Here is a 17,996-nt window from a genome sequence, read left to right on the forward strand (position 1 = left end):
TTCCGTCACCTGCCGGGGGTCGTGGTCGGAGGGGGGACTTCGGTCGCGGGGGCGGACGGGACGGCGGGGGCGGGCGTGGCCGGGGCGGCGCCGCCGGGCGGCGGGGTGGGGTCGGCGCTCCCCGCGCCCGCGGTGTGGGCGGTCTCCGGCACCCGCAGCACCAGCGGGACGGGCGCCGCGGACTGCCGGGCGGCGGCCGGCGACGGGACGCCCTTGACGGTGCCGTCGGAGCCGAGGAACGCGGGGTCGCCGCCGGGGACCATGCCCAGTTCACGGGCGCGGCGCTGGAGGGCGTCGGGCGCGGAGTAGGCGTCGATGTCCCGCTGGAGCGCCTGCTCCTCGTCGGTGAGGCTCTTGGTGTCCCGTTGCAGGTCGTCCAGGCGGAACGAGCCCTCGCTGAGCGCCGAGTTCAGCATCAGGAGCCCGATCAGGCCGCCGCCGAGGAGCACCACGACGAGCAGCACGAACGGGGTGCGGGCGGCCTGGTTGCCCGGGGCGGCGGGCAGCAGCCCGGCCAGCCGGGCGGCCCGCCCCTTCAGTTCAGGTCGGCCCTTCACGCGTGCCCCCGCGGGTCTGTCGTCCCAGCCCACCCGTGCGCCTCGCTCACTCGACGTCCTCCCTGATGCGCTCGGCCCCGCGCAGGCGGGCCGGCGCGGCCCGCCGGTTCTCGGCGACCTCTTCCTCGGTGGGAAGTTCGGCACCCCGCGTGAGGAGCTTGAGCCGGGGCTGGTAGCGCTCGGGCACCACGGGCAGCCCCGGCGGCGCGGTGGTGGCGGCGCCGGCCGCGAACACCTGCTTCACCAGCCGGTCCTCCAGCGAGTGGTACGACAGGACGCCGATCCGGCCGCCGACCGCGAGCGAGCGCACGGCCGCGGGGATCGCCGCCTCCAGGACCGACAGCTCGCCGTTGACCTCGATGCGCAGGGCCTGGAAGGTGCGCTTGGCCGGGTTGCCGCCGGTGCGCTTGGCGGCCTGCGGCAGGGCGTCCCTGATCAGTTCGACGAGCCGGGCGCTGGAGGAGAAGGGCTCCTTGTCGCGCTCCCTGACGACCGCCGAGACGATCCGCTTGGCCTGCTTCTCCTCGCCGTACGCCCGCAGGATGCGGACCAGTTCGCCGGGCGGGTAGGTGTTGAGGACCTCGGCGGCGCTCATGCCGGTGCTCTGGTCCATCCGCATGTCGAGCGGGGCGTCCTGGGCGTAGGCGAAGCCGCGGTCGGCCTCGTCGAGCTGCATGGAGGAGACGCCGAGGTCGAAGAGGACGCCCTGCACGCGCGGGGTGCCGAGCCGGTCGAGGACGTCGGGCAGCTCGTCGTAGACGGCGTGCACCAGGGTGGCGCGCTCGCCGAACGGCGCGAGCCGCTCGCCCGACAGGCGCAGCGCCTCCTTGTCGCGGTCGAGGGCGACGAGCCTGGCCTCGGGGAAGCGGGTCAGCAGCGCCTCGCTGTGGCCGCCGAGACCCAGGGTGCAGTCGACGACCACGGAACCCGGCCGCTCCAGGGCGGGGGCCAACAGGTCCAGGCACCGCTGGAGCATCACCGGGACATGTCGACTCTGGCTCAAGGGGCCCTCTCAGGTCGGGCGGGACCGCGCGCACCGCCGGGTCCCCGCCCGCTCGGGAAGGGGGAGGCCGGCCGGCGCCGGAAGCGTCAGCCGACCGGGAGCGGGAGGAGGCCGAGCCGTACGTACGCGCCGCGCACGTGGGGAGTTCCGGCGTTCGCGCCGGGTCCTCCGGGGATCTCAGTGCAGCAGGGAGCACCTCGCCTCCCGCTTCGCGTCACTTTAGTCGACGGTGTCGCGCGGTCAATCAACCGGCCTGCGCGGCGCGGCCGTCGTCGCGGGAAGCGCCCGGGAGGGGGAAAATCACCCGTGCGGGCCCACCACCCGACCCTTGTGGCTTACCTCACAAAGAGGGCGTGATGACGTTCCTTTTCCGCTCCCAGCGCAGGACCGGAACGGCTGTGACCAGTACCGTCATGGATATGACGACTTCCGCATCAGCCACCACCGGGCACGAGGACGCCATACCGGGCGCCGACGCCGTGATCGACCGCTTGGTCGAGGCGAACGAGGAGTACGCCTCCGCCTTCACCGATCCGGGAATGGACGCCAGGCCCGTCCTGCACGTCGCCGTGGTGTCCTGCATGGACGCCAGGATCGACCTGCACGCGGCGCTCGGCCTCGAACTGGGTGACTGCCACACCATCCGCAACGCGGGCGGCGTGGTCACCGACGACGTGATCCGCTCGCTCACCATCAGCCAGCGCAAGCTCGGCACGCACAGCGTGATACTGATCCACCACACGGGCTGCGGCCTCGAGGCGATCACCGAGGAGTTCCGCACCGAGCTGGAGATGGAGGTCGGCCAGCGCCCCGCGTGGGCGGTGGAGTCCTTCAGGGACGTCGACCAGGACGTGCGGCAGTCCATGCAGCGCGTCAGGACCTCGCCGTTCCTCCTGCACAAGGACGACGTGCGAGGCTTCGTCTTCGACGTGAAGACGGGCCTGCTGCGCGAGATCGATCCCGCGTGACGCGGTCCCGCCCCTTCCCGTTCCCCGCACCCTGCGGCCACGCCGACGACCAAGCATCGTAAAACCCGACATATCGCGGGCAGTTGTCCGCAGTCGAGTGACACGAATCGGTAACGGCAGCAAGAATGCGGTGGAGACGGCGCGCGGAACCACTCCGCGCGGTGTCCGGGATCCGGGGTGGGCCGTAGTGCGCTGCGAAGCGTCGGCCACGAGAAAGTACGGGCCGAGGAGGGCCGGGTGACGACCTATGACGATCGAGCGCGCCTTACAGATCTGACCGCCACTGTGGAGCGTGTCCGCAGTTCGGTGGAAGGAGTGATCGAAGGCAAGCCCGAGGTCGTGCGGCTTTCGCTGACGGTGCTGCTCGCCGAGGGACATCTTCTGATCGAGGATGTCCCCGGCGTGGGCAAGACGATGCTCGCCAAGGCGCTCGCGCGGTCCATCGACTGCTCGGTGCGGCGCATCCAGTTCACCCCCGACCTGCTGCCCTCGGACATCACCGGGGTGTCCATCTGGGACCAGCAGCGCCGTGACTTCGAGTTCAAACCGGGCGCGATCTTCGCCCAGATCGTCATCGGCGACGAGATCAACCGCGCCTCCCCCAAGACCCAGTCCGCGCTGCTCGAGTCGATGGAGGAGCGCCAGGTCACCATCGACGGGCAGACCTACGAACTGCCCAGCCCCTTCATGGTGGTGGCCACCCAGAACCCGGTCGAGATGGAGGGCACCTACCCGCTGCCCGAGGCGCAGCGCGACCGCTTCATGGCCCGGGTCTCGGTGGGCTACCCCAGCGTGGAGGCCGAGCTGCAGATGCTCGACGTGCACGGCGGGGTCTCCCCCCTCGAGGACCTCCAGCCGGTCGCCCACGCGCACGACATCGTGAAGCTGGTCGAGACGGTCAGAGGCGTCCATGTCGCCGAGACGGTCCGCCGCTACGCCGTCGACCTGGTGTCCGCCACCCGCAGCCACCCCGACCTCAGACTCGGCGCCTCCCCGCGCGCGACGCTGCACCTGCTGCGCGCGGCGAAGGCGTCCGCCGCGCTCAGCGGCCGGGAGTACGCCCTCCCCGACGACGTGCAGTCCCTCGCGGTCGCCGTCCTCGCGCACCGGCTGCTGCCGACCGCGCAGGCCCAGCTGAACCGCCGCACCGCGGAGCAGGTGGTCCAGGAGATCCTCCAGCGCACCCCGGTGCCCCAGCAGCAGGGCGGTCAGGGCGCCGGCCACGGCGCGCCGGGCTACGGCCAGCAGCCGCCCCGGAGGCTGTGATGTCCGACGGCGCGCAGCCGCCGGCCGAGGCCGACAGCGGCGAGGGGACCGGCCTGCGCGCGGCCCTCGCGGGCCTGACCACCCGCGGCCGGTCCTTCTTCGCGGCCGGCATAGCGGCGGCGATCTGCGCCTATGTGCTGGGCCAGAGCGATCTGCTGCGGGTCGGTCTGCTGCTCACCGTGCTGCCCCTGGTGTGCGCGCTGTTCCTGCACCGCACCCGCTACCGGGTGGCGGGCACCCGCAGGCTCTCCCCCGCGCGGGTACCGGCCGGCAGCGAGGCCCGCGTCCATCTGCGGGTGGACAACGTCTCCCGGCTGCCCACCGGGCTGCTGATGCTCCAGGACCGGGTGCCGTACGTGCTCGGCCCGCGCCCGCGGTTCGTGCTCGACCGGGTGGAGCCCGGCGGCCGCCGGGAGGTGTCCTACCGGGTCCGCTCCGACCTGCGCGGGCGCTATCCGCTGGGCCCGCTCCAGCTCCGGCTGAGCGACCCGTTCGGCATGTGCGAGCTGACCCGTTCCTTCTCCTCCCACGACACGCTGACGGTCGTCCCGCGCGTGGAGGCGCTGCCGCCGGTGCGGCTGAGGGGCGAGTCGACCGGGTACGGCGAGGGCCGGCAGCGCTCGCTCGCCCTGTCCGGCGAGGACGACGTGATCCCGCGCGGCTACCGGCACGGCGACGACCTGCGCCGCGTCCACTGGCGCTCCACCGCCCGCTACGGCGAGCTGATGGTGCGCAGGGAGGAGCAGCCGCAGCGGGCCCGCTGCACGGTGCTGCTGGACACCCGGGGCACCGCCTTCCGGGGCGCGGGCCCCGACTCGGCCTTCGAGTGGGCGGTCTCCGGCGCCGCGTCGGTCCTGGTCCACATGCTCGAACGGGGCTTCTCGGTGCGGCTGCTGACGGACACCGGCACGGTGGTGCCGGGCGAGGGTGCCGACGGTTTCGCGGGCGTCAGCCAGGGGTCGGCGGACGCGGCCGGGCTGATGATGGACACCCTCGCGGTGATCGACCACTCCGACGACACCGGCCTCTCGCGCGCCTACGACGTGCTGCGCGGCGGCAACGAAGGGCTGCTCGTGGGGTTCTTCGGCGACCTCGACGAGGAACAGGCGGCGGTGGCCGCGAAGATGCGCCGGCGCAGCGGGGGCGCGCTGGCCTTCGTGCTGGACGACGACTCCTGGGGGCGGGAACCGACCGACGTGCCCGGTCCCTCGGACGGGCGGGACAGGATCGAGGACCGGCTGCGGATGCTGCGGGAAGCGGGGTGGACGGCGCTGCGGGTGCCCCGCGGGTCCTCGCTCGACGAGCTGTGGCGGCAGGCGGACCGTGAGCGCACCGGCCTGGCCGGGGCGAACGGCGAGAGGGCGGGGCGATGAGCGGTCGGGCGCGGCTGGCGCTGTGCGGCTGGGCGGCCACCCTGATGGCGGCCTGCGCCCTGCTGCCGTTGGTGTCGCCCGCCACCTGGATCCTCCAGGCGGCCGTCATGCTGGGCGTGCAGACGCTGGTGGGCGCGGCGACCCGGCGGGTGCCGCTGCCCAGGCCGCTGACAGTCGCGTCGCAGGCGCTGGTCGGGCTGCTGATGCTGACGCTGGCCTTCGCGCGTGAGCAGGCGGTGGCCGGGTTCGTGCCCGGCCCGGACGCCTTCCGGCACTTCGCGGAGCTGCTGCGGCAGGGCGGCGACGACATCGCCCGGTACGCCATACCGGCTCCGCTGGCGTCCGACGGCATCCGGCTGATGCTGCTGGGCGGGGTGCTGGTGATCGGCCTCGCGGTGGACACGCTCGCGGTGACGTTCCGCAGCGCGGCCCCGGCGGGTCTGCCGCTGCTCGCCCTGTACTCGGTGGCCGCGGGCCTCTCCGAGGGCGGCGCGGACTGGCTGTGGTTCCTGGTCGCGGCGGTCGGCTATCTGACGCTGCTGCTGACCGAGGGGCGCGACCGGCTCTCCCAGTGGGGGCGGGTCTTCGGCGGTGCCGCGCGCACCCCGGGCGGCGAGCCGGGCGCGCAGGCGCCCGTCCGCACCGGGCGGCGCATCGGGGTGGTCGCCCTGGGCGTCGCCCTGGTGGTGCCGCTGGCGCTGCCCGGGATGAACGGCGGCCTCCTGGACGGCGCCGGGACGGGCGTCGGCACGGGCACCGGCGGCGGGGGCACGATCTCCGCGGTCAACCCGCTGGTGTCGCTGCGGGACAGCCTGAACGTGGACGAGGACCGGCAGGTCCTCTCCCTGCGGACCAACACGGACGACACCTCGGACCTGTATCTGCGGATCGTCTCCCTCGACGACTTCGACGGCAGCACCTGGAAGCCGGCCAAGCGGCACATCGTCTCCGTGCCCGACCGGCTGCCCGCCCCGACGGGGCTCGGCGGCGCCGTGCGGCGCACGGAGATCGAGACGCGGATCTCGGCGGCCGACTGGTACGCGCAGGACTGGCTGCCGATGCCGTACCCGCCCAGCGGGGTGCAGGTCTCGGGGAGCTGGCGCTACGAGCCGGTCGGCATGACCCTGGTCGGCGACCACGGCGAGACCACGCGGGGCAAGACGTACCTGGTCAAGAGCCTGGCGGTGCGGCCGACCGCGGAGCAGCTCGCCGAGGCTCCGCGGCCGTCGACGGCGCTGCGGCGCGAGTACACCAAGCTGCCCCGGTCGGTGCCCGAGGTGGTCGCGCGGACCGCCCGGCAGGTCACCGAGGGCACCTCCAACGCCTACGAGCAGGCGGTCAAGCTCCAGGACTACTTCACCCTGGACGGAGGCTTCCAGTACAACACCCAGGTGCAGGTGGGCAGCGGCCCGGACGCCATCGCCCGCTTCCTCGAGGACAAGCAGGGCTTCTGCGTCCACTTCTCCTTCGCGATGGCGGCGATGGCCCGCAGCCTGGGCATCCCGGCCCGGGTGGCGGTGGGCTTCGCGCCCGGCTCCCCGCAGGCGGACGGTTCGGTGGCGGTGGGCCTGAAGGACGCCCATGCGTGGCCGGAGCTGTACTTCGAGGGCGTGGGCTGGACCCGGTTCGAGCCGACCCCGAGCCGGGGGACGACGCCGTCGTACACGCAGTCCGAGGCTCCGGGCGACACCCTGCCCGACGTGGCGCGGCCCTCCGCTTCGGCGGGCGCCTCCACGTCGGCGGAGCCGTCGGCGAGCGCGAGCTGCGACACGGTCAAGGACCGGGACCTGGACGCCTGCGCGGGCGCGCTGCCGCTGGACACGGCCCGTCCGGGCGCCGGCGGTACGGCCTGGTACACGGTCGCCGGGTGGGCACTGCTCGGTCTGCTGGTGGTGGCCCTGCCGCTGCTGCCGATGCTGTGGCGGATCCGCAGACGCTCCGTGCGGCTGGCGCCGGCCCGGCACGGCGGAGTCAGGGCCGAGGCGTCGGAGCAGGTGCTGTTCCTCTGGCGTGAGCTGACGGACACGGCCTGGGACCACGGCATCACGCCGGACGACGCGCTGACCCCGCGCGGGGCGGCGGCGCGGATCGTGCGCCTCGGCGACCTCGACCCGGCGGCGGCGGAGTCGGTGCACCGGGTGGCGGGCGCGGTGGAGCAGGCCCTGTTCGCGCCGCGTCCCAGCCCGGTGCCGGGCCTGACGGACGACGTGCGGGCGGTGCGCACCGCCCTGTGGAGCCGGGCGGGAGTGACCGCCCGGGTCCGCGCGGTGGTGGCGCCGCGCTCCTCGGTGCGGGCGCTGTGGGCCATGCAGGACCGCTGGACGGAGCTGAGGGCGGCGTCGGCCGCGCGGTGGGCGTCGCTGTCCGCCCGCCGTCCGTGGCGCCCCTCGGGACAGCACCAGGGCAACTGACCCGACCGGGTGAGCGAGGCGGGATCGTGGCCGCGGGGACCTTCTCCGGCGGCCACGGCCGTCTCACCTGAGCGGGGTGCCCCCCGGCCGGACCGAACGGAGACCGGAAGGACGTCACCGATCCCGATCCGCGGGACCGGGCCCCGAGGACGGCCGAAAACAGCGGCTCACCCGCGCCTCGCGCCGATCGTGGCGCACCCGCCGCACCGCCGTGGGGGCGCCTGGTCGCTCGGGGCGGCCCGGGGCCGACGCGAAAGGGTGACCTCCCCGTGCTGTCGGGAGGTCACCCTTTCGGCGTTGACGTCTGAGCGCGCTACTGGCCCTGTTCGTCGCGGCGGCGCTGCCAGCGCTCCTCGATGCGGTCCATCATCGAGCGCTTCTGTCGTCCCTGGCCGCGTACGTGCGGGGCGCCGGCGGCCGGCTGTTCGCCCGGCTTGGGGGCCTTGCGCCATCCGGTGACCGCGAGGACCGCACAACCGAGCATGACCAGGAAGCCGACCACGCTGAGCCAGACCTGCTTGGCCACCATTCCGGCCATGAGGAGCGCGATACCCACGAGGAAGCCCGCGACCGCCTGGTAGACCCGCCGCCGGGTGTACGTGCGCAGCCCGCTTCCCTCAAGCGCCGACGCGAACTTGGGATCTTCGGCGTACAGCGCTCGCTCCATCTGCTCGAGCATGCGCTGCTCGTGCTCCGAGAGCGGCACGGAGTCCTCCTCATCGTGCAGTCGCCGGGGCGACCCGGGGGGTCCCTTAAGGATAGGCAGGGAATCGCCCCCGTGAAACCCGCCCCTCTACGCCAATTGGCCAACCGGCACCGTCATGAGCGTCCCGGCTCGCTGAATCTTCCATTCCCCAGCGGCCGACCCGTCATGCCGGACGGTCTCCATCGATCATACGGCGCCGAACGCCCGATCGGGGGGCCTGTGGCGTACTCCATGTGCAGCCAAGTACCTGATCAGCGGCGCCGCGCGGGCGGGCACTCAGGCCCCGTCGGTCCCCTGGGTCTCACCGAGCACATGGAGCTGGGTGGCCACCGCGTGGAACGCGGGTGACGCGGCCGCCGTCTCCTCCAGCTTCAGCAGGGCCTCCAGGGCACCCGGCTCGGTGTCGACGAGGACCCCGGGCACCAGGTCGGCGAAGACCCGCACGCCGTGCACGGCGGCGACCCGCAGGCCCGCGCCCTCGACCAGGGCGGCGAGCTGCTCGGCGGTGAAGCGGTGCGGCACGGGGTCGCCCTCGCCCCAGCGGCCGTCCGGGTCGCCGAGCGCCTGCTGGGCCTCCTTGAAGTGGCCGGCGAGGGCGCGGGCCAGTACGGCGCCGCCGAGGCCGGCCGCGAGGAGGCTGAGGACGCCGTCGGGGCGGAGCGCGGCGACCGCGTTGCGCACGCCTTCGGCGGGGTCGTCGACGTACTCCAGGACGCCGTGGCAGAGCACCGCGTCGTAGCCGCCGCGCTCGACGACGTCGAAGAGGCCGTGGGTGTCGCCCTGGACACCGCGGACCCGGTCGGCGACGCCGGCCTCGGCGGCCCGGCGCTCCAGCGCGAAGAGGGCGTTGGGACTGGGGTCGACGACGGTGACGCGGTGACCGAGGCGGGCGACGGGCACCGCGAAGTTGCCGCTGCCGCCCCCGCTGTCGAGGACGTCGAGCGACTCGCGTCCCGTGGCCTTGACCCGGCGGTCGAGGGCGTCCTGGAGGACATCCCAGACCACGGCGGTACGGAGAGAGGCGCGGGGGCGCATCGGGTCCGGCACGGCAGTTGACTCCTCGGCGCGGCACCGCCACTGGCACGGCGGAGCGATGGGGATGCCTCCCCGGCAGGGTGCGGGAGGGGAGGCGACAGGCGTTCTCCACCCTATGGCCTCGCCCCCCGCGCCTGGTCACCCCGGCACCGCGCCCACCGGCACGTCTCGCGGTGCGGACACCGGTGCCGCGGCGCGCCGAGCGGTTCCGGCGCCGGTGCCCCAGGCACATCGAGCGGTTCCGGGGGTTGGGGCCCCCGGCGCGCTCGGCGTGCCGTCCGGGGGCCGGCGCCCACCCGCTCGCGTCGAGCGGTTCCGGGGCCGGTGCCGCCCGGCACGTCGAGCGGTTCCAGGGGTCGGCGCCCCGGCGCGCTCGGCGTGCCGTCCAGGGGCCGGCGCCCATCCGTACGGTGACCACGACCGGCCGGTTGACCGCGCGGTCCGGGGGCCGGCGCCCACCCGCACGGTGACCGCGCCCGGCCGGTTGACCGCGCCCGGCCGGTTGACCGCGACCGGCGGGCGGCCGCCGCGGCGTCGGCCACGGCGGCGCCGGTGGGCCGCCTCCGGTGGCGGCCCACCGCGACCGGCGACCGCGGTTCCCCGGTGATCGCCGTCTCCGCCCGGCCGTCACCGTCGCCCGTGCCCGATCACCTTCGCCTTCGCCTACGCCTCCGCTCGGTGGGCCGGTCAGCCCGCGTCCGGGAACCCCCTTCCCCCGGTCGGCGCTCCGTCCGGGCGGGCGCGGGGGCCGTCGCCGTCCGGGCGGGGCGGTGGCAGGACCGGCTGGAGGACGAGCATCCGCTCGACGAGGCGCAGGAACATCGCCACGTCGCGTATGAGGTCGTCGGCGTCCCGGCGGCTCGCGGCGCCCTGGATGCCGGCCTCGGCACGGGCCCTGCGGTGCGCGCCCGAGGCGAACAGGGCGCTCCACTCGGTGAGTTCGGGGACGATCTCGGGGAGGACCTCCCAGGCGCTGCGGATCCGGGCGCGGCGCCGGGAGACGGGCTCGGGCCTGCCGCGCGCGGCGAGCACGGCCGCCGCGGTGCGCAGGGCGGCGAGGTGGGCGATGGCGTAGCGCTCGTTCGCCGTTTCGAGGCCGACCGCCTCGTCGAGCCCGGCGCGGGCCTGGGCGAGCAGATCGAGGGCGGCGGGCGGTGCGGTGGCCCGGCGGAGCACGGGGTGCACATCGCTCGCGGGACCGGTCGGTGAGGGGGCAGGGCCGATGGCGCGGTGTCGTCGTGCGGCGGTCTCGTGGAACCTGGCCATGACGAACCTCCTGTCGTCAACGTGACGGCTCGGTGGCCGTATGTGCCCATCGTGCGATATGGCACTGACAATCCGTTCCGACCTGCGCTTTTGCCTCGATCGAGGCGTCGGACCAGCTTCTGCGCCGGCCGGTCGGTCCTGGGGTGCGAGGTCGCGCGGCTGGGCCGTCCGCGGGTCACGTTCGGCGCGGAGCCCGGCGCGCTGGTCGCCGGCGGGAGCCGACCCTCCGCCCCCTCCGGGGACCGCGTCCTCGCGGTCATCCTGCCGGTCGGTTCCTGTGACAATCGGGGCCATGGAAAGCACCAGCGCCCCCTCGGGCGGCTCCACGCGCCGCGAGGCCACCCGGCAGAAGCTCTACGAGGCGGCCGTCACCCTCATAGCCGAACAGGGCTTCTCCGCGACCACCGTGGACGAGATCGCCGAGCGGGCCGGGGTCGCCAAGGGCACCGTCTACTACAACTTCGCCAGCAAGTCCGTCCTCTTCGAGGAGTTGCTGCGGCACGGGGTCGGGCTGCTGGCCGCCTCGCTGCGGGAGGCGACCGAGGAGTCCGCCCGGCGGGGCGGCGGCAAGGTCGACGCCCTGGACGCGATGATCCGCGCGGGGCTCGGCTTCATCGCCGGCTACCCGGCCTTCACCCAGCTGTACGTGGCCGAGCTGTGGCGCACCAACCGGTCCTGGCAGCCGACCCTCATGGTGGTGCGTCAGCAGGTCAACGCGGCCGTCGAGGACGTGCTGCGGGCGGGCGTGGAGAGCGGCGAGTTCAGCGCGGAGATCGACGTCACGCTGACCGCCGCCGCGCTGGTGGGGATGGTCCTGGTGGCCGCGCTCGACTGGCAGTCGTTCCAGCCGGAGCGCTCCCTCGACGACGTCCACGCGGCCCTGTCCCGGCTGCTCCAGGGACGGGTGAGCGGCCACGTCTGACGGCGGCGGCACCGGGACACCGGTACGCGCGCGGGGAGGGCCCGGAAGGCCGGACGCGGGAAGGCCCTGGACGCGGGAAGGCCCTGGACGCGGGAGAGCGCCGGTCCGTGGTGGCCGCGTTCCCCCGCGGGCCGCCGCGAACCGGCGCCTCCTGCTTCCCCGTACGGTCTCCCCCGTACCGTTCCCCCGTCTCGCTTCCGACGGCCTGCGCCGGCGGAAGGAGCGGATCGCGGGCCGGTCCCGTTCCGGCGCCCCGTGCCGCCGGTACCGGAGCCGTGCCCCTTCTCCGTGCCCCCACTCTCTCGTCCCCGCAGGTCCCGGCCCATCCGCGCGCGTACTCATCTCCCGCTCTAGGTACGGGTACTCAGCTCTGTGTGCGCGGCCCCGGGACGCCGGGGCGGGCACTGGTTACGATCGCCTGCGTGTCCGTACTCCCCCTGGTCTTCACCAGCGGCTGGGCCAGCGGCGTCAACGCCTACGCGGTGGTGCTGCTGCTCGGCCTCTTCGGCGCGACTGGTCTCAGCGACGACGTCCCGCAAACCCTCCAGCGGCCCGAGGTGCTCATCACCGCCGGTGTGCTGTTCCTGTGCGAGTCGGTCGCCGACAAGATCCCGTACCTCGACTCCGCGTGGGACTCCGTGCACACGGTGGTCAGGCCGCTGGCCGGCGCCTGGATCGGGGCGCTGCTGGCCGGGCAGAGCGGCTCGCTGTCCGACGTCGCGGCGGGCCTGCTGGGCGGTTCGACGGCGCTGGCGAGCCACGCCGTGAAGACCGGGACGCGGATGGCGGTGAACACCTCGCCCGAGCCGTTCAGCAACGTGGTGCTGAGCATCGCCGAGGATCTCGGGGTCGGCGGGATCGTCACGTTCGCGATGTTCCACCCGCTGGCCGCGGCGGTCGTCGCGGGCGTCCTGCTGGCGGCGGGCCTGGTGATACTGGTCCTGCTCGTCTCCCGGATCCGCCGCTATCTGCGCCGCCGGGCCCGGCGGCGGGAGGAACGCGCGGCGGCCGGAGCGAGCGGGCAGCCCGGCGAGGCCGGGCAGCCGGGTCGGACCGGCCTGGCCGCGCGATTCCGGGCGTCGGGACGGGCCGGGCCGCCACCGGACTGACGGCCCGCGGCCGTGACTGTCAGTGGCGGTCGGTACAGTCGCCGACATGGGACGCATTGCGGTGATCGGCGCCGGGATGGGCGCGATGGCGGCCGCCGCCCGGCTGGCCGTCGCGGGCCACCAGGTGGCGGTGTACGAGCGCACGGAGACGTACGGCGGCGCGCTGCGCCGCTTCGAGCGTGACGGCTTCGCGTTCGACACCGGGCCCGGCCTGCTGCCGCTGCCCGCCGTCTGGCGGGATCTGTTCGTGAAGACCGGCAAGGAGCCGCTGGAGGCGTGCGTCGAGCTGGTCCAGGTCGACCCGGCCGCCCGGCACGTCTTCGCCGACGGCACCGAGGCGGTCCTGCCGAACGCGTCCCGCGCGGGCGCCGTCAGCGCGCTGGACGACGCGCTCGGGGCGGGCGCCGGCGAGCGCTGGGGCGACTTCCTGGTGCGCGCCAGGGAAGCGTGGGACCGCACCCGCCGCCCGCTCCTGGAGGAGCCCCTGTGGGCCGACTGGCGGGTGCTGGCCGAGCGCGAGCCCTATCCGTCGGTGCCGCACAAGCGGCTGCTGCGTACCCGGCGGGCCGCCACCCTCGCCGAGGTCGGCGCCTGGGAGCTGCGCGATCCCCGGCTGGCCGCGCTGCTGGAGAGCCACGCGCTCGCGTACGGGCTCGATCCGCGGACCGCTCCGGCCGCCGCGGCCGTCCTGCCCTACCTGGACCACGCCTTCGGCACCTGGTATGTCCGCGGCGGGATGCGGGAGTTGGCGCGGGCCGTGCACGAGCGGTGCGTGGCCCGCCGGGTCGCGTTCCACTTCGGGGCCGAGGTGAGCGGGGTGCTGGAGAAGGACGGCCGGGCGGCGGGCGTGGAGCTGGCGGACGGCACCGTCGTGGAGGCGGACACCGTCGTCGGCGTCGCGCCCTGGCGCTCCGGCGGCGCGAGCGAGGTGTACGGCGCGGACGCGGTGGCGCCCGCGGGCGAGGCCGGGGTGCCCGGCCGGGTGGTGGTCTGTCTGGCGCTGCGCGGCGGCCGTCCCGCGGGCACCGCGCACCGCACGGTGGTGCACGCCCAGGACCGCGACGCCGAGTTGGCTCTCTTCGGGCCCGGCCTGCCGCCCGAGCGGCCCACGGTCCACGTGAACCGCCCGGACGACCCGGCGCTGCGCCCTGACGACGGTCACGAGTCGGTGGTGCTGACGGCGACCGTCCCGTCCCAGGCCCACCACGACTGGAGCGCGCCCGGCGCGGCCGACGCCTTCGCGGACCGGATGGTCGCCGCCGCCGAGCGCGCCGTGCCGGGGCTGCACGAGCGCGTGCTGTGGCGCGAGGTGCGCACGCCCCTGCACACCCGTCAGGAGACCGGCGCCGAGTTCGGAGGGGTGCCCGCGCCCGCGCTCGCGGCGGCGGAAGGACGCCTGCTGCGTCCCGCCAACTCCACTGCCGTACCGGGCCTGTTCGGTGTCGGCGGCTGGTCGCACCCTGGCGGCGGGCTCCCGCACGCGGGCATGTCGGGCGCGCTGGTGGCCGGACTGATCGTGGAGGGCCCGGAGTTCCGCGGCTCGCAGTGATTCGGGAGGCCGCGGCTGGTGGTGACCTGGGGGTCTATAGCTCCCAGTGACGCGGGAGTTCGGCGGCTCGCGTGATCCGGGAGTCCGCGGCTGGTGGTGACCCGGCGCGGACTCCGGACGGAGGCGGTGCGCCGGGTTGCGCGGTGCGGGAAGGGGCGTTCAGCGGGCGGAGCGCGCGGCGCGCCCCGGAGCGGGTGGGTCAGAAACGGTACTGCTGCTCGTCGTAGCCGCTGCCGTTGTGCTGCTGGCTCTGACCGTTGCCCTGGGGGTTCTGCTGGTCGCCCTGGTACGGGTACTGCTGCTCCGGCGGGAGTTCGCCGCCGTAGGAGTCGTCGGCGCGCTGCTGCGGGACCCAGACCCCGCCGGCCGGGGTCTCGGCGCCGTAGCCGCCGGCCGCGTACTGGTCCTGGCCGTAGCTCTGCTGCTGGTCGTACTGGCTGTACCCGGAGTCGTAGCCGCCGTAGGTCTGGGTGCCGATGTACGGGTCGGAGTAGGCCGCGTACTGCTGCTGGCCGGTGCCGTCGTAGGTGTACTGCTGCTGGTCGTAGCCGGTGTAGCCGTCGTAGCCGTACCCCTGGTCGGTGCCCTGGGCGGCGGTGGCGTACTGCTCCTGGGACTGGCCGGGGTAGCCCGCGTCCTTGTACACGCCGTAGGAGCCGGTGTCGTCGGGCAGCGGCTGGGGCTCGTAGACCGCGGTGGTCTCGGCGGCCGTGGGCTGCGCGGAGCGGGCCGGGGTGAAGACGTCGTCGCGGTCGTACTCGCTCTCGGCGTCGAAGGAGCGGCCGTAGCCGTGCTCGTCGCCGTGTCCCGGGTCGGACCGCTCAGGTCCCGGGTCGTCCGGGTGCGGGTCGTCGTCGAGGTCGGGTCCGCCGCGGCGGCGCTTGCTGACGCCCTCGGCTCCCGGCCCCCTGACCGCCCAGCCGGACTCGAAGCCCTGGCGGAAGGAGAGGGTGACGTAGGTCTGCCCGACGGCGAACGCGATGGCGCCGAGGCCGATCACGATCACATTCGGGATCAGGACACCGAGGACCACGCAGAGGAAGCCGCCGAAGGCGAGCAACCGCCAGCGCAGCCGCGCCTTGTACTGAAGCAGCACCTCGCCGAGCAGCCACAGCGCGACGATGCCGAACGCGATGTAGAGGACCGTCCAGCCCATGTACGCCCCTCTCCCAGTGGCCGCTACGCAGTGTGTCGTATGTCTGTGCGGCCGGTCTAGGCCCGCGGGGGGTGGTGCAGGCCCAGGTTCTCGTGGATTTCCAGCGTCGCCGTGGAGTTGTTGAGCGTGATGAAGTGCAGCCCGGGAACTCCCTCGGCCAGCAGTCGCGCGCAGAACTCGGTGGCGAACTCGATTCCCATGGAGCGTACAGCCGCCGGATCGTCTTTCGCTGTGAGGATCCGCTCTTTCAGGACGGACGGGACAGCGGCGTTGCTGAGTTGTGGCAGACGTTCCAGCATCTTCACACTCGTCACCGGCATGACCTCGGGAATCACCGGGGTCTCGCAGCCCGCCGCGGCGACCCGGTCGCGCAGCCGCAGATAGGACTCGGGCTGGAAGAACATCTGTGTGATGGCGTAGTCGGCGCCCGCCCGGCACTTGTCGACGAAGTGGGCGACGTCGCTGTCCCAGTCGGGTGAGCGCGGGTGCCGCTCGGGGAAGGCGGCGACACCGACGCAGAAGTCGCCCGACTCCTTGATGAGACTCACCAGTTCGGCCGCGTAGGTGAGACCTTCGGGGTGCGCGACCCAGTCGCCCATCGGGTCGCCCGGCGGGTCGCCGCGCACCGCGAGCATGTTCCGGATCCCGGCGTCCGCGTACTGGCCGATGATGTTGCGCAGTTCGGCGACGGAGTGGTTGACGGCGGTGAGGTGCGCGACCGGGGTCAGCGTGCTGTCGGCGGCGATCCGCTCGGTCGCCCGCACGGTGCCCGAGCGGGTGGAGCCGCCCGCGCCGTAGGTCACGGAGACGAAGCTGGGGGCCACCGCCTCGACCCGGCGGAGCGCGTTCCAGAGGTTGCGCTCCCCCTTCTCCGTCTTGGGAGCCCAGAACTCGAAGGAGTACGTCGTCTCACCGGCCGCGAGCATGTCACGCACGGTGCGTGCGTGGTCCGTCCTGGTGGATGCGGTTCCGAGGGCCATACTCGCAGGTTAGCCAGGGTGGGACGGTCACCCAACCGGACGACGCCGATTTGCCGGAATTGCCGACTTGTTGTCCACCCCTCGGACAGCACGGCTCAAGTCCGGACACCGGTGCCCGGCATCCGGCAGGCGGCGCTCGGCGCACCGGGCCGGACAGTTCCGGGCGCGCCTCAGGCGGCGCGCAGCCGCTCGGCGAACTCCGCCGCCGCCGCGCCGGGGTCGGCGGCCTCGGTGATCGCGCGGACGACCACGACCCGGCGGGCGCCGGCCGCCAGCACCTCGTCGAGGTTGCCGAGGTCGATGCCGCCGATGGCGAACCAGGGGCGGTCGGTGGAGAGGGCGGCGGTGGCGCGGACCAGGCCGAGGCCGGGGGCGGCCCGGCCCGGCTTGGTGGGGGTGGGCCAGCAGGGGCCGGTGCAGAAGTAGTCCACGCCGGGCTGGACGGCCGCGGCGGCGGCCTCGGACTCGGTGTGCGTGGAGCGGCCGATCAGGATGTCGTCGCCGAGGATCGCGCGGGCGGCGGGGACCGGGAGGTCGCCCTGTCCGAGGTGGAGGACCCCGGCGCCGGCGGCGTGGGCGATGTCGGCCCGGTCGTTGACCGCGAACAACCTGCCGTGCCGGGCGGCGGCCGCGGCGAGGACGGGCAGCAGCTCCAGCTCCTCGGCGGCCTCGATGCCCTTGTCCCGCAGCTGCACGATGTCGACACCGGCGGCCAGCACGGCGTCGAGGAACTCAGGGAGGTCGCCCTGCCGCTTGCGGGCGTCGGTGCACAGGTAGAGGCGGGCGTCGGCGAGCTGGTCGCGCGCGGTGTCGGACATGGGTGGTCTCCCCCGTGGAGTGTCGGTGGAACTGGCGTTTCCGGAACCTCGGCGTGTCCACGCCCCCGGCACGGTGAGCCCGCTTAAGCGTCAGCCGGGGGCCGTCCGGTCGCCGTCGATCCGGAGAGGGGTCGCCCACTGACCGTCGGAGCATCCCGCCGCAGGCCATCACCGCCGGAGCGTCCGGCATTGGAGCGTGCGCCACCGGGAGGGCCCGATGACCGTCGCAGCATGCCCCGAAGGGCACCCACCGTCGGAGCGTCCGGCACCGGAGCACGCGCCACCGGAACGACCGTCATCGCGGCGCCGACCGCGGAAGACTGAGGCGCCGCCGCCGGACCGGAGCAACCGCACCCCCGGAGCGCTCGGAGCGACCTGGGCAGCTAAAGCAGCGGGAGCAACCGGCGCCGTGGCACCCGCCGTCGAGGCCCCGGTGTCGCCCGGCCCGGTGGCCGCGCGGAGCCCGGAGGCTTCGGGCGGGCACCGGTGGGCGGGGTTCAGGTCACACGGCGAGCGCCTGGGCGCGGCGCTTCACCTCCGTGCCGCGGTTCTCGCTCAGCGCCTGCGCGGGCGTGCCGGGCAGGGTGGGGTCGGGGGTGAAAAGCCATTCGATCATCTCGTCCGGCGTGAAGCCGTCGTCCCTCAGCAGCGTCAGGGTCCCGGTCAGGCCCTTGACGACCTTGTCGCCGTCGATGAAGGCGGCGGGGACGTGCAGCGCGCGGTTCTCCCCGCGGCGTACGGCGATCACCTGGCCGTCCTTCACCAGCTGCCGCACCCGGGTCACCTCGACACCGAACCGTTCGGCGATGTCGGGGAGGGTGAGCCACTCGGGGACGAGAGCATCGATCCTTGCGTCAATCTCGGTCACGGGACAAGC

16 protein-coding genes are annotated in these 17,996 nt (G+C 74.2%); 7 read left to right on the forward strand and 9 right to left on the reverse strand.

What is annotated here, in order from left to right; translation table 11 throughout:
* Positions 1-5: 5 nt before the first annotated feature.
* Together DDJ31_RS10270 and rsmH are read right to left on the reverse strand one after the other, a co-directional pair.
* Entirely contained in the window at positions 6-557 is a 552-nt protein-coding gene (locus DDJ31_RS10270) for a septum formation initiator family protein (protein WP_127180584.1), read from the reverse strand.
* A gap of 46 nt (positions 558-603) precedes the next feature.
* Positions 604-1,560 (reverse strand): 16S rRNA (cytosine(1402)-N(4))-methyltransferase RsmH, encoded by a 957-nt coding sequence (gene rsmH / locus DDJ31_RS10275; protein ID WP_127180583.1) that lies wholly within the window; start codon positions 1,558-1,560, stop codon positions 604-606.
* 419 nt (positions 1,561-1,979) lie between these two features.
* Here rsmH and DDJ31_RS10280 point away from each other — a divergent pair, with 419 nt between their 5' ends.
* From DDJ31_RS10280 to DDJ31_RS10295, 4 genes are all read left to right on the forward strand, one after another.
* The gene (locus tag DDJ31_RS10280; RefSeq protein WP_127180582.1) at positions 1,980-2,528 is read left to right on the forward strand and encodes a beta-class carbonic anhydrase; all 549 of its coding nucleotides are present in this window, start codon (positions 1,980-1,982) and stop codon (positions 2,526-2,528) included.
* Between the two features lie 237 nt (positions 2,529-2,765).
* The gene (locus DDJ31_RS10285; protein ID WP_127180581.1) at positions 2,766-3,794 is read left to right on the forward strand and encodes an AAA family ATPase; all 1,029 of its coding nucleotides are present in this window, start codon (positions 2,766-2,768) and stop codon (positions 3,792-3,794) included.
* Entirely contained in the window at positions 3,794-5,167 is a 1,374-nt protein-coding gene (locus DDJ31_RS10290) for a DUF58 domain-containing protein (RefSeq protein ID WP_127180580.1), read from the forward strand. The genes DDJ31_RS10285 and DDJ31_RS10290 overlap by 1 nt, the downstream gene beginning before the upstream one ends.
* On the forward strand, positions 5,164-7,578 hold the full coding sequence (locus DDJ31_RS10295; RefSeq protein WP_127180579.1) for a transglutaminase TgpA family protein: 2,415 nt from the start codon (positions 5,164-5,166) through the stop codon (positions 7,576-7,578). Before DDJ31_RS10290 ends, DDJ31_RS10295 begins: the two co-directional genes overlap by 4 nt.
* Positions 7,579-7,891: 313 nt before the next feature.
* On the opposite strand, the gene DDJ31_RS10300 is transcribed toward DDJ31_RS10295, so the two are convergent.
* From DDJ31_RS10300 to DDJ31_RS10310, 3 genes are all read right to left on the reverse strand, one after another.
* A complete protein-coding gene (locus DDJ31_RS10300) occupies positions 7,892-8,284 on the reverse strand; it encodes a DUF3040 domain-containing protein (RefSeq protein ID WP_127180578.1) in 393 nt (130 codons plus the stop codon).
* Positions 8,285-8,560: 276 nt separating this feature from the next.
* On the reverse strand, positions 8,561-9,331 hold the full coding sequence (locus DDJ31_RS10305) for a methyltransferase (protein ID WP_127180577.1): 771 nt from the start codon (positions 9,329-9,331) through the stop codon (positions 8,561-8,563).
* 675 nt (positions 9,332-10,006) lie between these two features.
* Positions 10,007-10,585 (reverse strand): SAV_6107 family HEPN domain-containing protein, encoded by a 579-nt coding sequence (locus DDJ31_RS10310; protein WP_127180576.1) that lies wholly within the window; start codon positions 10,583-10,585, stop codon positions 10,007-10,009.
* A gap of 292 nt (positions 10,586-10,877) precedes the next feature.
* Here DDJ31_RS10310 and DDJ31_RS10315 point away from each other — a divergent pair, with 292 nt between their 5' ends.
* From DDJ31_RS10315 to DDJ31_RS10325, 3 genes are all read left to right on the forward strand, one after another.
* A complete protein-coding gene (locus tag DDJ31_RS10315) occupies positions 10,878-11,507 on the forward strand; it encodes a TetR/AcrR family transcriptional regulator (RefSeq protein ID WP_127180575.1) in 630 nt (209 codons plus the stop codon).
* 422 nt (positions 11,508-11,929) lie between these two features.
* Positions 11,930-12,616: a DUF4126 domain-containing protein gene (locus DDJ31_RS10320; protein ID WP_127180574.1), complete on the forward strand. Its 687-nt coding sequence runs from the start codon at positions 11,930-11,932 to the stop codon at positions 12,614-12,616.
* A gap of 46 nt (positions 12,617-12,662) precedes the next feature.
* Positions 12,663-14,165 (forward strand): phytoene desaturase family protein, encoded by a 1,503-nt coding sequence (locus DDJ31_RS10325; protein ID WP_127180573.1) that lies wholly within the window; start codon positions 12,663-12,665, stop codon positions 14,163-14,165.
* Between the two features lie 199 nt (positions 14,166-14,364).
* On the opposite strand, the gene DDJ31_RS10330 is transcribed toward DDJ31_RS10325, so the two are convergent.
* The 4 genes from DDJ31_RS10330 to DDJ31_RS10345 form a co-directional block, all read right to left on the reverse strand.
* Positions 14,365-15,321: a hypothetical protein gene (locus DDJ31_RS10330; protein ID WP_127180572.1), complete on the reverse strand. Its 957-nt coding sequence runs from the start codon at positions 15,319-15,321 to the stop codon at positions 14,365-14,367.
* 56 nt (positions 15,322-15,377) lie between these two features.
* Positions 15,378-16,301 carry a methylenetetrahydrofolate reductase [NAD(P)H] gene (metF, locus tag DDJ31_RS10335; protein WP_127180571.1) on the reverse strand — a complete coding sequence of 308 codons (924 nt, stop codon included), beginning with the start codon at positions 16,299-16,301 and terminating at the stop codon, positions 15,378-15,380.
* A gap of 170 nt (positions 16,302-16,471) precedes the next feature.
* Positions 16,472-17,119 (reverse strand): thiamine phosphate synthase, encoded by a 648-nt coding sequence (gene thiE, locus DDJ31_RS10340; RefSeq protein ID WP_127180570.1) that lies wholly within the window; start codon positions 17,117-17,119, stop codon positions 16,472-16,474.
* 502 nt (positions 17,120-17,621) lie between these two features.
* On the reverse strand, positions 17,622-17,987 hold the full coding sequence (locus tag DDJ31_RS10345; RefSeq protein WP_127180569.1) for a DNA-binding protein: 366 nt from the start codon (positions 17,985-17,987) through the stop codon (positions 17,622-17,624).
* Between the last annotated feature and the right edge of the window lie 9 nt (positions 17,988-17,996).

This window comes from Streptomyces griseoviridis, assembly GCF_005222485.1.
Lineage (GTDB): Bacteria > Actinomycetota > Actinomycetes > Streptomycetales > Streptomycetaceae > Streptomyces > Streptomyces hintoniae.

Excerpts from the sequence above, each read along its gene's own strand:
- DDJ31_RS10290 (WP_127180580.1), top strand. The coding sequence starts at position 3,794 with ATGTCCGACGGCGCGCAGCCGCCGGCCGAGGCCGACAGCGGCGAGGGG.
- DDJ31_RS10330 (WP_127180572.1), bottom strand. The coding sequence starts at position 15,321 with ATGGGCTGGACGGTCCTCTACATCGCGTTCGGCATCGTCGCGCTGTGG.
- DDJ31_RS10310 (WP_127180576.1), bottom strand. The coding sequence starts at position 10,585 with ATGGCCAGGTTCCACGAGACCGCCGCACGACGACACCGCGCCATCGGC.
- thiE (WP_127180570.1), bottom strand. The coding sequence starts at position 17,119 with ATGTCCGACACCGCGCGCGACCAGCTCGCCGACGCCCGCCTCTACCTG.
- DDJ31_RS10280 (WP_127180582.1), top strand. The coding sequence starts at position 1,980 with ATGACGACTTCCGCATCAGCCACCACCGGGCACGAGGACGCCATACCG.
- DDJ31_RS10295 (WP_127180579.1), top strand. The coding sequence starts at position 5,164 with ATGAGCGGTCGGGCGCGGCTGGCGCTGTGCGGCTGGGCGGCCACCCTG.
- DDJ31_RS10325 (WP_127180573.1), top strand. The coding sequence starts at position 12,663 with ATGGGACGCATTGCGGTGATCGGCGCCGGGATGGGCGCGATGGCGGCC.
- metF (WP_127180571.1), bottom strand. The coding sequence starts at position 16,301 with ATGGCCCTCGGAACCGCATCCACCAGGACGGACCACGCACGCACCGTG.
- DDJ31_RS10315 (WP_127180575.1), top strand. The coding sequence starts at position 10,878 with ATGGAAAGCACCAGCGCCCCCTCGGGCGGCTCCACGCGCCGCGAGGCC.